The sequence below is a fragment of the Arthrobacter sp. YA7-1 genome (assembly GCF_025960325.1).
In the GTDB taxonomy this organism is placed as follows: Bacteria; Actinomycetota; Actinomycetes; order Actinomycetales; family Micrococcaceae; genus Arthrobacter; species Arthrobacter bambusae_A.
In genome coordinates, this window is sequence record NZ_CP110114.1 from 2,081,559 (window position 1) to 2,095,798 (window position 14,240).

Genomic DNA, 14,240 nt, shown 5'->3' on the forward strand with positions numbered 1-14,240 from the left:
GTAGGGTGCGGCGGAGGATTGTAAGTACACTTAGCGAAGTGATCACGAGCGAAAATCGGAGCGGCACATGACTTCTGCACGGACGTTTGAATCGATCGTCATCATTTTCAATCCCAACAGCACCGGGGATGCGCGCAGACTGGCCGAAGGTCTGCAGAGTGAGCTGAAGGGTCTGCTGAGCTACCCGGTGGACATCAGGCTCCAGCCGACCGCCCGCGCCGGACATGCCGTCGAGCTGGCACGGGATGCGGTGAGCGGCGGCGGGGACGTGTTGGTGGTGTCCGTCAGCGGTGACGGCGGTTACAACGAGGTTGTCAACGGCGTGATGCAGGGCGGAAATCCCCAAGCCGTCTGCGCGGTGCTTGGGGCGGGCAATGCCAATGACCACCGGCGGAGCACCGGCACCCAGCCGCTCGGTGAAGCGATCGCCGCGGGCAGTGTGCGGAGCATCGACTTGCTGCGCGTCCACACAGGCAAAGGATCGGACTCGCCCGCGGAGTACGCGCACTCCTATGTTGGTTTTGGACTGACCCCGGTCGTGGCGATTGACCTGGAAAAGGGCGGCAAGGGGGCCCTGAAGGAAATGGTCTCCGTGATGCGGACCTTCTCCAAGTTCGAGCCCTTCGAAATACGCCAGGCCGACGGCAAGCGCCGCCGTTTGGACAGCCTCGTGCTCGCCAACATTCCGGAGATGGCGAAGTACGCCACGCTCAGCGACGCGGACGACAAGCTCGCTGACGGCAAATTCGAAGTGGTCCTCTTTGCCCACAGGCCAAAATGGCGGGTCCTCTTGATGGCGCTGCGGGCCGCCACGATGGGGCTGGGGGACCAGCCCAGCATGAGCAGCTATTCGTTCACCACCATCGAGCCGCTGGCCTATCAGATCGACGGCGAAGTCAAGTCCGTTGATGCGAACGTCCCTGTCAGAATCGAGTGCGCTCCGGCGGCCCTCTCCACCCTGGGATAGGACGGCGCGGGGGCCTAGCGCCGCGCCACGACGCCGTCGATGTCGATCGGCAGGTGCGAAGGCCCGCGCAGGAACGGGCTCGGCCGGTAGCTCGGCGGATCCTCCACGAGCCGCGGGTTCTCGAGCCTGCGGGCAAATGCCGTGAGTGCGGTCTGCGCCTCGAGTCGCGCGAGGGGGGCGCCAAAGCAGAGGTGGATCCCGCCGCCAAAGCCCAGATGCTGGTTGTCGCGCCGCTCCGGGATGAACACGTCGGGGTCGGCGACGTGGGCGGGGTCGCGGTTTCCCGCGGCCAGGAGCAGGGTGATCGAGGAGCCCGCCGTGATGGTCGTTCCGCCGATGTCGATATCGTCGAGGGCTGTGCGGAACGGAATGAAATGGACCGGCGGCTCGTAGCGCAGCAGCTCCTCGACCATCGGGATGGCCAGGTCCGGGTCGTTGCGCAGCCTCCGAAGTTCGTGCGGGTGGCGAAGCAGGGTGAGGATCCCGTTGGAAATGAGGTTCACCGTGGTTTCGTGTCCGGCAATGAGCAGGAGAAGTCCGGTGCTGACCAGCTGATCGGCAGGCATGCGGCCTTCAGGGCCGTCATCGGTGGCAAGCGCAGAAAGCAGGTCGTTTCCCGGGGCCTGGCGGTGGGCTTCCACCAGTTCTTCCATGAAGGCCCGTAGTTCCTTGCCGGCTTCGGCTCTCTTCTTCTGTTGCGTTTCCGGGTCGAGCCCGGGGTCGGTGGATTGCAGGGCGACTTCCACCCAGGCCCGGAACCGGTGTTCGTCTCCGGGGGCTACGCCGAGAAGCTCGCAGATGATGGTGACGGGCAGCGGGTATGCCAGTTCGTCCACGATGTCAACGCTGGTCCGGCCCTCCATCTTGTCGATCAGATCCGTGACGATGTCCGTCATCCTTGGCTCCATCCCGGCGACGCGGCCCGGCGTCGTGGGTGGGCCGAAGTGTCGCATGGTGATTCGCCGGAACTTGTCGTGGTCGGGCGGGTCCATGCTCAAGAACGTCGGAGACATGCCGGGGCCGTCTCCGTTCTCTCCGGCTGCCGCCGCGGCTGCGACCGGGTTGTGGCTGAAGTCGGAACTCACCCGGGGGTCATGCAGGAGCGCAGCGATCTCTGCGTAGCCGCTGGCAACATACGCGCCGTCCTGAAGCCTGGCCACGGGCGTCCGGCGGAGCTCAGCGTATAGCGGGTAGGGATTGGCCCTGTGTGAGTAGTCGAGGATCTGCTCCCAAATGTTGTCCACGGTCATGGTGACCCCTCCTTTGTCCTCGCGGCGCTTTCCGCCGGTCTGCGTGACGGTGTTTCGCCGGCGGCTGGGTTGGTCAGCCTCGCCCGGCGTTCATTCGGATCGTGTCCGGTGACGACGACGGTGGCGTCCTGCGTGGGGCTGGGCGCGGCTTTGAACCCTGCCGGCACGGGATCGGCATGGGTTGCTTCGTCGACGTGGTGGAATGCCGGCGGGAACGGGGCCGCTTGCTCGATCAGCGGTTCGTAGAAGTCGAGCCACTTGTTCTGGTTGAAGGCGACCGCCGCCACGATGCGGCCCTTGTACCCGTAGACGGCCAGGAATCGCCGCTGCGCCACCGACCCTTGGACGATGGCGACCTCGTCGGCGGCCGAAGGCACTCCCACGCTTTTGATCTCGGTGCCGAATTGAACCGACCAGAATTTCGGCACCGCCAAGTGCGGCCACCGTTCGGTCTCCCGGCTGACCATGTTGTGCGCTGCGACTTCGGCCTGCGAGATGGCGTTGCCCCAATGCTCGACGGCGAGGTATTGATATCCGTACATCGGCTGCGGTGCGCGCGCTATGTCGCCGGCGACGAAGACGTCGTCGGTGACCAGTCCGTTCGCGTCGAAGGCGCGGCAGCCGGCGTCGCACGCGACGCCCCACACTCCGCATGCCAATCCGGAATCCGCGAGCCATTCGACATTGCGGACGGAACCCAGCGCGGCCACCGCGACGTCGACTTCAAGGGTTGTTCCGTCCGACAGAACGGCACGGCGCAGCTGCCCCGTGGCATCGCCTTCAAGGGACGTGACCCGGACACCGCAGCGCAAATCCACGCCGTTCTCGAGTTGCAGTTCGCCGGCTATTGCGCCGATTGTGCCTCCCAAGGCAGCGACGAGCGGAGCCGGACCAGCCTCGGCGACGGTGACCTGCAGGCCCAGTTCGCGGCACACGGACGCGACTTCGCAACCTATGAATCCGGCGCCGATGACCAACACCCGACGGGGATGGCCTGCGAGGAGGTGGCGCAGGGTGGCGGAGTCCTCCTGGGTGCGCAACGTCAGCACTCCTGCAAGGGCGGCCTCCGCCGTGTTGGGCCAGGGGCGGGAGCGCAAGCCGGTGGCAATCAGCAACTTGTCGAAGCCGATCCGGTTGCCGTCGGCGAGTTGGACCTGCTTCGTCGCCAGATTGAGGCTGGTCGCGGCCACGCCCAGCCGCCAGGTGGCGCCGATGTCCCGGCGCTGGGGCAGTGAAGTGTCCGCCGACCGGAATGCCCCTGCGAGGAGCTGTTTCGACAGCGGCGGCCGGTCATAGGGTTCGTGCGGTTCCTCGCCGATCAACGTCAGGGAGCCCGTGAAGCCCTCCTCACGCAGCGCCTCTGCGGCGTGGAGTCCCGTCAGTGAGGCTCCGACGATGACGATCCGTCCGGTTTTCTTGAAGGCGCCTCCGTTGTTGAGCACGGGGTCGGACATTCCGGGCCGCGTGCTTGTTTGGTAAGCCATGTCCGGACCGGACTGTCCATCGAGGGTGCCCGGGGCGGGCGGCTGTTCGAGCCGGATGGCCTGGACCGGACATGCAGCGGCAGCGCGCCGGACCTTCGTGCCCTGTGCGTCGTCGGGGTCCGGGTCGTACGTGAGCGCCTCGTCTCCCTGGATCGTGAAGACATCCGGGGCAAGAAAAGCGCACTGGGCGTAACCCTGGCATTTCGTGAGATCGACGACGATCCTCATGCCGAGTTTCTCCTTCCTAGTAATCGGCGAGCCGCCGTCTAAGGGACAGCGTCCCTAACGCGAGCCCGACGGCGGCTGTCGCCATGAGCACCGCGAAGTCGCGGCCCAGGTTGTCGGTCGACTGGTAAAAGATCGCCGCCTCGAGCGCGTCCACGCCGTAGAAGGTCGGGGTGAAGTGCGCTATGGCCTGGATCCATCCGGGCAGGAACGCTGCAACACTGATGCCTCCGCTGAGGAAGAACAGGTAGATCGATAGGTTGATTCCGGCCCCGGCGACGGCTGAGAAGCGCCGCAGCGCACCTCCCAGGGCAGTGCCGAGCCCCGAGGCCGCCAGCGCGATCAGCCCGATCGCGGCCAGCGCCGGCAACCAATACCAGCCGGCAGGCCGGAGGACCCCGAAGGCGAACGACAAGACCAGCACCACCGCCGCCACGAGCATCGTCGTGACCCAGCACGCCAGGATTTTGCCGATGATCAAGGTGCCGCGGGCGATCGGCGAGAGCAAAAGGGCCTTGATGGTCAGATCCTCGAACTCACGGGCGGCGGCCAGTCCGCCGTTCACGATTCCCATGATCGTGAGCAGGAGCACCAGGATCGGCACGAGCTGGAACTGGACCAGGTCGACGTCGTGCGGCCTCAAGTCAGATTCGGCGACGCCCACCATGATCGGCGTGTCCGGCTGGCCGGCATAGAAGGTGGTAATCGCAGCGGGAACCGAGCGGCGCAGATCGTTGGTGAAGTCGAGGTTCAGGTTGTTGATCTGCACGCTGACGGGGTCGGGCCGCTGTGCCCGATAGTCGTCGTCGAACGTGGCCGGCACGGTAATGACCGCCGCAACCTGAAGGGTGTCCAGCAGGTGTGTGGCTTCAGCGGGGTCGGCACGCTGGACGCGGAAGGCATCCGAGTTCTCAAGGATCGAGACGAGTCGTTGAGCCTGCGGTCCGCTGTCCTCCACCACCAGCGCCACCGGGTTGCGGCCCACCGCACCGGCCACCACGAAGATGATCAGCATGAACGCGACTGGCGGCAGGAGGCTGGCCAGAATCGCCGACGGCGTCCGGAACCAGGTCAGGATGTCTTTCGCCGCAATGGCGAGCACGGCACGTCCGGCGGCCATTAGTGCCCCGCCCCCCGCCGGCCGAACACGAAAGCCGCGCACCCGATGGCCACCACGGTGAAGGCTGCCAGCACGATCGCGTCGACAGCAAGGCCTTGCGGAGCAGTCTGGTAACCGTGGAAGGCGTGCTGGAAGGCCGCGATCGCATACGTGAGGGGCGATATCGCGGCGATCGCGCCCGGGATGGCACCCAGCCAGTTCGCCGGCCCGAACGGTCCGCTCAAGAAGAACAGGGGAAGGACAGCCGCGATCGACAGGGGGATTGCCTGCTGTCTCCTACGGACCAGCGTCCCGACAAGGACACCGAGGGCGAGGAAGGTCGCAAGAATCAGGAGTCCGAAGCCCACTACTTCAAGGGGATGGAGCGGGCGGACTCCGATCAAGAGGACCACGACGGCGAGTAGCAGCAGCGTGGACGCCGAGGCGAGGACTGCGGCACCAAGTACCTTGCCCACACCGATGGTCAGACGGCTCACAGGCGCCAGCGCGAGTTCCTTGATGGTCCCGAGCTCGTAGTCGCGCGCGGTATTGACGCTGCCCTGCAGTTGGGACGCGAGCATCAGGCCGGCAACCATGATGCTCACGGCGAGGTAGGGAATGTAGCCGGTGTCCTGGGCCTGCACATCGGACTCGCGGGCTGTCACCACCACCTGCTCGGGGAAGGCATCCGCGTAGAAGGACGTGATGGACAGCGGAACGGCCCGCCGGATGTCGTTGGTGAAGTCGACGTTCAAGTTGTTGACTTCCACCGGAATCTCGATCCGCTCTCTGGCGGCGAGGGCGGAGTCGAACCCTTGCGGCACGGTCACGACGGCGACAATGCCGCCGGAGCGGATCTCCCGTTCCGCATCGGCGGGGGTCGCGGTGTGGATGATGAACGAATGCGCGCCGTCCATGGCCTGGACGAAGCGTTCCGCGAGCGGACCATGGTCATTCATCACCACGGCGATCGGTGCCTGGCCGCCGCTGATCGCGAAGAGCAGGAAGAGAAGCAGGAAGTTGATCGGGATGAGGACGCCGATGACCGCGAACAAGGGTTCCCGGAGGGTCAGGCGGATGTCCGCTGCCGCGACGGCCCGGACCACACGCAGGTCATGGCGGAGGCTCATTCCCGAAGCTCCTTGCCTGTCAGGCTCAGGAAGACCTCGTCGAGGCTCGGCTCCCGGCTCTGGATCTCCTCCAGGCTGGTTCCACCGACGACGGCGGTCACCACCCTGCCGGTGGCATCGGCGCCGCCCTCCACCGTGACCTTCAGCGAGCCGTCGGAAGCAAATGCCGAGACAACGCCGGGGAGCGCGAGAACCGTTCGAACGATCTCCTCCCCGGGCGCTGGACGCGTGCGCATTTCAAGCACCGTGTCACCGAAGCTGCGCCGCAATTTGGACGGCGAATCGAGCGCTACCAGCCGTCCGCGGTCGATAATGGCCAAGCGATCGCACAAGGCGTTGGCTTCCTCAAGGTAGTTGCTGGTGATGAGTACGGTGGTGCCGTGATCCTTGAGCTCGAGGATCCGGTCCCAGAGGGCATGCCTGCTTTGCACGTCGACGCCGAGGGTCGGTTCGTCGAAGTAGAGCAGCTCGGGTTCGTGGAGCATGGCCCGGACCAATGCGAGCCTTCGCTTCATGCCGCCGGAGAAAGTTGAAACGCGGCTCTTCCGGCGTTCCACCAACTGCGCAAGCTCAAGCAGCGACGTGATCTTTCTCTCGAGGCCGTGCCTGGGCACGTCGAAGAGGTCGGCATGAAACCGGAGGTTGGCCTCCGCCGTGAGTTCCTCGTACAGGGCGTTCTCCTGCGGCACTGTCCCGAGCGAGCGCCGGATCCCGCGCGGATCCTTGAGCAGGTCGACGCCCAGAACCGTGACGTGGCCGGAGCTTGGGCGGCTGAGGCCGCTGATCATGTCGATGGTGGTCGTCTTGCCTGAGCCGTTGGGTCCGAGGAGGCCGAAAATCTCCCCGCGTTCAACCTGCAGGCTGAGGTCGTCGACGGCGGTGAGGGAACCGAACCGCTTCGTCACGCCAACAAGCTCTATGGCGGTCTCAGTCATGCCTGTCCTTTCCTGACCTGTTCAGTTGACCTACGCGGCCGTTTCCGCGGCCCCTTGCCGGACGTGACCGCTGCGAGCGGATGGCGGTTGCGGCTTCCGCCAACGCGGCGTAATTGTGGCCGCTGACGAAGGCGTCGCAATAGGGCAGCGCAGCGGCCATGCCACCTGCAAGCGGTTGGAAGTCCGTCCCCGCCTTCCTCGGATTGACCCAGACGATCCGGAAGGCGAGGCGCCGCAGCCTCGCCATCTGGGCGTCCACCAGTTCCGGTGCGTCCTGGGCCCAACCGTCCGAGAGCACCACAACCACCGCACCCCGTGCCAATCCACGGCGTCCATGGCCATCGATGAACCGTTGGATGCTCTCCGCAAGGCGGGTGCCACCCGCCCAATCCCGGGCGGCGGCGGCTCCCAGCGCCAGGGCTTCGTCAGCGTTGCGGTTCGACAGCTGCCGGGTCAGCCTGGTCAGCCGGGTGGAAAACACGAAAGCTTCGGCCTGGGCCCCGGCTACTGCGCCTTGAAGCAGGGAAAGGAAGACCTGCGTGTACGGTTCCATGGAGCCGGATATATCGCACAGGAACACCAAGCGGCGCGGACGCGGACGACGGCGGGCATAGACAAGGGAGCTCGCGTCACCGCCGCTGCGCCGGGCCGCGCGGATGGTGCGCCGGAGGTCCAGCTTGGCGCCGCTGCGGGTCGACTGGCGTGTCCTGCGGCTTCGTCGCTCCGGGGTAGCCAGCATGATGCGCCGCACCAGCTGGCGCACGCGGGCTGTTTCCTCGGGGGTGAGCTCGGCGAAGGACTTCTCATGCAGGTGCTCGTCAGGGGAGGCCATCGCCAGGATTGCCTCGACCCAGGGTGCGTCGGATTCGCCGTTCCCGCCCTCCACGCCGGGGGTGGCGACGGGTGTCCGCGACGCCGGGACGCGGCTGCCCGCATGAGCGGGTACTCGTTCGCCGGGAGCGGCCCGGATGTGCTCTGCCGCGCGGCCTGCCGGAGGGCTGTTGGCATCGCCGCGGGTGTCCGCTGGATCGAGGATCCCGTCAAACGCGGCAGAGAAGACGGCATCGAATACCGGCAGTTGTTCGTGCGAGGAGACGAGGGCCACCCGGCACGTCCAATACAGCGGCTCTCGCGCAAGAGGGGGAACGAGCCTGAGTGCCTGCGCCAGCCAGGCCACGCGATCAGGAGAACCCGGCAGCCCGGCACGGCGCAGGGCCGTGCTGAGCCCCACCGCCAAAGCCGCGGCATCGACATGCGCCAGGCCATTCCTGAGCGGGTATTCAGTCATGGCTGCCGGCCACCCACGCGGGGCCACGCGCCCAGGCCGTGTCCAGATCGTCGCGATTCTTCAGGACCGAACCCCAGGTCTGTTTCACCGCGGCCGGGTCCAGCCGTTCCACGCCGAGCACCGTGAGGGCGGCCACCCAGTCGATTGCCTCCGCGATCCCCGGGGGTTTGGCCATGTCCAGGGACCGCAGCCTCGTGATCGCGGCTGCGGCGTCCAAGGCGAGCGGCTCGGCGCTCCCGGGCACCCTGCGCCGCACGATCGCGGCGATGCGCTCGGGCCGGGGGTAGTCAATCCAGTGGTAGAGGCAGCGCCGGGTCAGCGCGTCGTGCAGGTCCCTCGTCCGGTTGGAGGTCAGGACGACGACCGGCGGATGCGTGGCCCGGATCGTGCCCAGCTCCGGGATCGTCACTGCGGCCTCGGCCAGCAGCTCGAAGGTGAAGGCCTCGAACTCAGCGTCCGCCCGGTCGATCTCGTCCAACAGCAGGACGGCCGGGCGCGGCCCGCGATGCTCGATCGCCTTCAGCAGCGGTCGACGCAACAAATACTGTTCCCCGAAAAGATCAGCCTCTTCCACGCGGACGTCCCGGACCTCGGCCAAGCGGATGCCCAGAAGCTGCCGTTGGTGGTTCCACTCGTAGAGGGCCTCGCCCACATCTATGCCCTCGTAGCACTGCAGACGGTACAGGGGAGTGCCGAGCACCTTGGCCAGGGCCTTCGCCGCCTCGGTCTTCCCGACGCCGGCCTCACCCTCCAACAGGATGGGTTGCGGCAACCGGACGGACAGGAACAGAGCGGTGGCCAACCCGACGTCGGCAAGGTAGTCGCCGTCGTCGAGGGCGGACATGAGCGCGGAAACATCCGGGACAAGCCGCCGCACCTCGTCTTCCGCGCCCGAGCGCGCCGCTCGGGCGGCGGGGGGTTCACGACGCGGTGGCATAGTGTTCCGGATCGGCGAGGAAAGCCCTCCGGCATCCAGCGGAACAGAAGTAATACGTCGTTCCTGCATGCTCGGCGTGCAACGTCGACTCCACAGCCGCGACGCTCATGCCGCAGACGGGATCCACGGCGCTCGCAGGTTCGGCGCTCGCAGGTTCGGCGCTCGCCGGAACCGGATCCGCCGTCTCAGTCTCCGCCGCCGCAGCGGACCTGCCAAGGTGGCGCACGGACACAAGTTCCGCCAGTATCGACAGCGCGATTTCGGCAGGTGTCCGGCCGCCCAGCAGCAGGCCCGCCGGGCTGTGCACCTGCGCCCGCTCGTCGTCGTCGACGTCGAGCGAGGCCAGGACGGCCGCGCCGCGTGTGCGGCTCGCGACGAGGGCGACGTACGGTACCCCCAGCCGGAGCGCTGCCTCCAACGCGGGCTCCTCGTCCCGACCCTGGGACGCGACGATGAGGGCGGCGTCGTCGGCCCGCGGTTCAGCAGCGGTTCCGTCGCTGAGTTCCATGTCCAGGTCGAGGATGGCACCCAAGGCAGCCAAGGCCTGCGCCACGGGGGTTGCACCGACTACGACCACCCGGGGAGCGGGCATGTGCGGCTCAAGGAAGATCTCCACCGCGCCGCCGCTGAGGCAGGGGTTGGCGACCTCGACGGCGCCCTCCTCGCGGGTGCGGGACGGTTCGCCGGGAACAACGCGGAGCAACAGCGGTTCGTGCTTGGACAACGTCTGCAATCCGTATTCGCGCACGGAAGCCTCGACGCATGTGCCCCCAAGGAACCCGTCGATGTCTCCGTTGGCCAACACCAGGGCGGTGTCCCCGGCATGGGCACTGGTGGGATGCTGCGCGCGCACTACCGTGGCGCGCACAAACGGTTCCCGACGTCCTACCAGTTCCTGCGCCTTCGCGGCCAAGGCTTCTCCGTGCAAGGGCATGTCACACCGGTGGCCTGGCTCGGCCCTGCATGGCCTCCCACACCCGGGCGGGCGTGCACGGCATATCCATGTGGGTCACGCCGTACGGCGCCAAGGCATCCACGATGGCGTTGACGATGGCTGGAGGGGATCCGACCGTGGCCGATTCGCCGATGCCTTTGGCGCCGATGGGGTGGTGAGGGGACGGTGTGACGGTGAACCCTGTCTCCCAGTCGGGGACTTCCATCGCCGTCGGGATGAGGTAGTCCATGAAGGATCCGCTGAGGCAGTTGCCGTCCTCGTCGAACGCGATGATTTCCATGAGCGCCATCCCGACGCCGTCGGTCAGCCCGCCGTGGACCTGGCCTTCGATGATCATCGGGTTGATCCGGGTTCCGCAGTCGTCCACCGCGATGAAGCGCCGGACCTTGACGTGGCCGGTCCCGGCGTCGACGTCCACCACGCAAATGTAGGCGCCGAACGGGAACGTCAGGTTGGGAGGGTCATAGGTCACCTCCGCGTCCAGGTTGCCGTCGATGCCGTCCGGGAGAGCCACTGTGCCGTGGGCGCCGAACGCGATCTCGGCGATCGTCTTGCCGGCGCTTGGATCGCCTTTCACGAACCAGCGGCCCTTTTCCCACTCAAGGTCCTCGGGCCGCGTCTCAAGCATGGCCGCCGCAATGAACCGCGCCTTGTCCCGGACCTTCCGCGCCACCAGCGCCACCGCGCCGCCGCTGACCGGCGTCGAGCGGCTCCCATAGGTGCCCAGGCCGAAAGGCGTTTGGTCGGTGTCGCCGTGGACGACGTCGATGCTCTCCGGCGGGATGCCGAGCTCTTCGGCCACGATCTGGGCGAACGTGGTCTCGTGGCCCTGCCCCTGGCTCTGTACCGAGATCCTGACGACGGCCTTGCCAGTGGGGTGGACGCGGAGTTCGGCGCCGTCGGCCATCCCGAGTCCGACGATGTCGAAGTGCTTGCGGGGCCCGGCGCCGACGGTCTCGGTGAAGAAGGAGACGCCGATGCCCATGAGCTCGCCGCGCTCCCGCTTTTCGCGCTGCTCGCGCCGGAGGTCCTCGTACCCGGCCATGTGCATGGACAACCGCATGGCGGGCTCGTAGTTGCCGGAGTCGTAGACCCAGCCGGTCTTGTTGGCGTACGGGAATTGTTCCGGTTTGATGAAGTTCTTCAGCCGGAGCTCTGCCGGATCCATCTCCAGTTTCCGGGCCAGGATGTCCACCATGCGCTCCACGAGGTAGACAGCTTCCGTCACGCGGAAGGAACAGGCGTAGGCCACGCCCCCGGGCGCCTTGTTGGTGTAGACACCCGTGACTTTGCAGTAGGCCGCCTTCAGGTCGTAGCTCCCGGTGAAGATGGAGAAGAAGCCGGCCGGGGTCTTGGTGGGCTGCGCGGTCGCGTTGAAGGCGCCGTGGTCTGCCAGCACGCTGGTCCGGACTGCCAGGATCTTGCCTTCCTTGGTGGCTGCGATCTCGCCCTGCATGATGTAGTCGCGGGCGAACGACGTCGACATCAGGTTTTCCGAGCGGTCCTCCACCCATTTGACCGGCTTGCCGGTGACGATCGAGCCGACGACGGCCAGGACGTAGCCGGGATAGATGCCCACCTTGTTGCCGAAGCCCCCGCCGATATCGGGGGAGACGATCCGGATCTTGTGCTCCGGGATGCCGGCGACTATCGCGTACAGCGTCCGGTGGGCATGAGGGGCCTGGGTTGTTTCGTAGAGTGTCAGCCTGCCGTCGATCGGGTCGAAGTCCGCCACGGCACCGCAGGTTTCCATGGGTGCAGGGTGCACTCTCGGGTACACGACCTCCTGGGTGACGACGACGTCGGCGGCGGCGAACACCGCCTCGGTTTCAGCGGCATCGCCGATCTCCCAATCGAAGATCCGGTTGTCCGTCCGGCCCTCGATATCGTCCCGGATGACCGGCGCGCCGGCGTCGAGGGCGTGGCGGGCATCAATCACGGGTGGCAACATGTCGTATTCGACGTCGATCAGCTCGAGGGCGTCCCGGGCGGCGTAGCGGTCCTCGGCGACGACGAAAGCGACCTCCTGGCCCTGGAAGCGGACCTTGTCCGTGACAAGGACTGCCTGCACGTCCGCCGACAGGGTAGGCGCCCACGCGAGGTTGAGGGCCTGCAGGTCCTTGCCGGTGATGACCGCGCGGACCCCGGGATGCGCCAACGCTTCGGACGTGTCTATCGACACCAGCCGGGCATGCGCGACGGGTGCGCGCAGGATGGCTCCGTGCAGCATGCCGGGCAACACGATGTCGTCGAGGTAATTGCCCTTGCCGCGGACGAACCGCGGGTCCTCTTTGCGCTGGAGGCGGCCGAACCCGATCGGGCGGCCCGGGTCTCCGGCCGCCGGGTTGGGTGCATGCTCCTGAACGGTGGTCATGCCGTCACCTCTTCCGCGGTGGTGCCGGCGGCACCGCCGTCGTCCGTCCCAGCGTCCGTCTCAGTGTCCCAACCAGGCGGGTGGGCTGCGGCCCATTGCACCGAGCGGACGATCGTCGCGTACCCGGTGCACCGGCAAATCTGGCCGGAGATGGCTTGGCGGATTTCGGCGTCGTCGGGATGCGGCTTGCGGTCCAGCAGGGCCCTGGCGGTGAGCATCATGCCGGGAGTGCAGAATCCGCATTGCAGGCCGTGTTCCTCCATGAACCCTTGCTGCACGGGATCGAGCGTGCCGCCGACGGCCAGTCCCTCGACGGTCCGGATGTCGTGTCCGTCGGCCATGGCTGCCAGCACGGTGCACGACTTCACCGGTTGTCCATCCATGAGGACCACGCAGGTTCCGCAGTTGCTCGTGTCGCATCCCCAGTGCGTGCCGGTCAATCCAAGGTTTTCGCGGATGAAGTGGACCAGCAACACGCGGGGTTCGATCTCCCGGGTCACCTCGTCCCCGTTGACCGCCATGCTGATCTGCATTGCCTTCAGCCTTCCTGTGCACCTGCGGCACGCGCACAAGCACGGCGCAGGACCCTGCGGGTAAGTTCGTCGGCCAGGTGCCGTTTGTAGTCGACCGGCCCACGCTGGTCGTCCACCGGGTGGCATGCGGCGGCTGCGATGCGTGCGGCTGAGACGAACAGCTCTTCATGCGGCTGTTGTCCGAGGAGCACGGCCTCGGCCTCGGGAATAGTGCCGTCCAGTCCGACCGCCGTCAGCCCGATTGCGGCCTCCTCCACCGTGCCGTCCGCGGCCAGCCCGACGGCGGCCCCGGCCGCGACGACCGCCCAGTCACCCACCCGCCGTTCCACCTTTTCGTAGGCGCTGCCCGAGCGCGGGCGGATCGCAAAGCGGACTTCGTACAACAGTTCGTTTTGCGCCACCGCGGTTTCGTAGGGGCCGCGGTGGAAATCCGACATCGGGACGGTCCGTTCGCCGTCGGGCCCGCGGATCACGGCCTGGGCGCGCAGAACATCGCAAACGGTAGAGAGGTCTTCCGCCGGATCGGCCTGGCAGAGGGAGCCGCCGATTGTTCCGCGGTTGCGGACCACAGGATCCGCGATCACCTGCTCGGCGTCGTGAATGATCGGGAAGAGATCGGCGACGTCGGCGGACTCGAGGAGCGCCGTGTGGCGGGTCAATGCTCCCACGCGCAACTCTTCACCGTCCCGGCGGATGAATTCCAGTTCCGCCAGGTCGTTGATGTCGATGAGCCACTCCGGCCGCGCCAGCCGCAGCTTCATCATCGGCAGCAGGCTGTGTCCGCCTGCGATGATGCGCGACTCGGGACCGTGGCGTTCGAGGAGGGCCAGCGCGTTTGCGACGTCACTCGCGCGCTCATAATCAAATGGAGCCGGAATCTGCATTGTCCACCCCTTAGGGCCAGACGTCCTGCCGCGCGCAGGACGCGAACCTATGATCAGTCTTGCCCCCGCCCTTGTGGGTGTCAACATGGTCAAGGGGGCAGGATCACGGCCTTTTTTGCTTGAAGAAAAGAATTTCCGTGGCAGTGTCCTTTTCGCGGGGTCCCGCCCGTCGTCATGGT

12 protein-coding genes are annotated in these 14,240 nt (G+C 66.7%); 1 reads left to right on the forward strand and 11 read right to left on the reverse strand.

The genetic code is table 11. The annotated features are described in order from the left end of the window. Positions 1–67 precede the first annotated feature (67 nt). The gene (locus OIT41_RS09800; RefSeq protein WP_264637878.1) at positions 68–967 is read left to right on the forward strand and encodes a diacylglycerol/lipid kinase family protein; all 900 of its coding nucleotides are present in this window, start codon (positions 68–70) and stop codon (positions 965–967) included. A 14-nt stretch (positions 968–981) separates the two neighbouring features. Here OIT41_RS09800 and OIT41_RS09805 read toward each other — a convergent pair whose 3' ends face one another. The 11 genes from OIT41_RS09805 to OIT41_RS09855 form a co-directional block, all read right to left on the reverse strand. Continuing rightward, positions 982–2,217 (reverse strand): cytochrome P450, encoded by a 1,236-nt coding sequence (locus OIT41_RS09805; RefSeq protein ID WP_264637879.1) that lies wholly within the window; start codon positions 2,215–2,217, stop codon positions 982–984. Beyond that, positions 2,214–3,929: an FAD-dependent oxidoreductase gene (locus OIT41_RS09810; protein WP_264637880.1), complete on the reverse strand. Its 1,716-nt coding sequence runs from the start codon at positions 3,927–3,929 to the stop codon at positions 2,214–2,216. The genes OIT41_RS09805 and OIT41_RS09810 overlap by 4 nt, the downstream gene beginning before the upstream one ends. Before the next feature lie 16 nt (positions 3,930–3,945). Continuing rightward, positions 3,946–5,046 carry an ABC transporter permease gene (locus tag OIT41_RS09815; RefSeq protein ID WP_264637881.1) on the reverse strand — a complete coding sequence of 367 codons (1,101 nt, stop codon included), beginning with the start codon at positions 5,044–5,046 and terminating at the stop codon, positions 3,946–3,948. Beyond that, positions 5,046–6,155 carry an ABC transporter permease gene (locus tag OIT41_RS09820; protein ID WP_264637882.1) on the reverse strand — a complete coding sequence of 370 codons (1,110 nt, stop codon included), beginning with the start codon at positions 6,153–6,155 and terminating at the stop codon, positions 5,046–5,048. Before OIT41_RS09820 ends, OIT41_RS09815 begins: the two co-directional genes overlap by 1 nt. Continuing rightward, positions 6,152–7,090, reverse strand: a complete 939-nt coding sequence (locus tag OIT41_RS09825) for an ATP-binding cassette domain-containing protein (protein WP_264637883.1) — start codon at positions 7,088–7,090, stop codon at positions 6,152–6,154. The genes OIT41_RS09820 and OIT41_RS09825 overlap by 4 nt, the downstream gene beginning before the upstream one ends. Continuing rightward, positions 7,083–7,829, reverse strand: a complete 747-nt coding sequence (locus OIT41_RS20965; RefSeq protein ID WP_413542319.1) for a VWA domain-containing protein — start codon at positions 7,827–7,829, stop codon at positions 7,083–7,085. The genes OIT41_RS09825 and OIT41_RS20965 overlap by 8 nt, the downstream gene beginning before the upstream one ends. A gap of 541 nt (positions 7,830–8,370) precedes the next feature. Then, positions 8,371–9,222, reverse strand: a complete 852-nt coding sequence (locus OIT41_RS09835; protein ID WP_241708710.1) for an AAA family ATPase — start codon at positions 9,220–9,222, stop codon at positions 8,371–8,373. Between the two features lie 76 nt (positions 9,223–9,298). After that, on the reverse strand, positions 9,299–10,249 hold the full coding sequence (locus tag OIT41_RS09840) for an XdhC family protein (protein ID WP_264637885.1): 951 nt from the start codon (positions 10,247–10,249) through the stop codon (positions 9,299–9,301). A 1-nt stretch (position 10,250) separates the two neighbouring features. After that, positions 10,251–12,644 carry an aerobic carbon-monoxide dehydrogenase large subunit gene (locus tag OIT41_RS09845; protein ID WP_264637886.1) on the reverse strand — a complete coding sequence of 798 codons (2,394 nt, stop codon included), beginning with the start codon at positions 12,642–12,644 and terminating at the stop codon, positions 10,251–10,253. Further along, positions 12,641–13,177, reverse strand: coding sequence for a (2Fe-2S)-binding protein (locus OIT41_RS09850; RefSeq protein WP_241708660.1), 537 nt, complete (start codon positions 13,175–13,177; stop codon positions 12,641–12,643). Before OIT41_RS09850 ends, OIT41_RS09845 begins: the two co-directional genes overlap by 4 nt. Positions 13,178–13,182: 5 nt before the next feature. After that, on the reverse strand, positions 13,183–14,061 hold the full coding sequence (locus OIT41_RS09855; RefSeq protein ID WP_264637887.1) for an FAD binding domain-containing protein: 879 nt from the start codon (positions 14,059–14,061) through the stop codon (positions 13,183–13,185). Positions 14,062–14,240 lie beyond the last annotated feature (179 nt).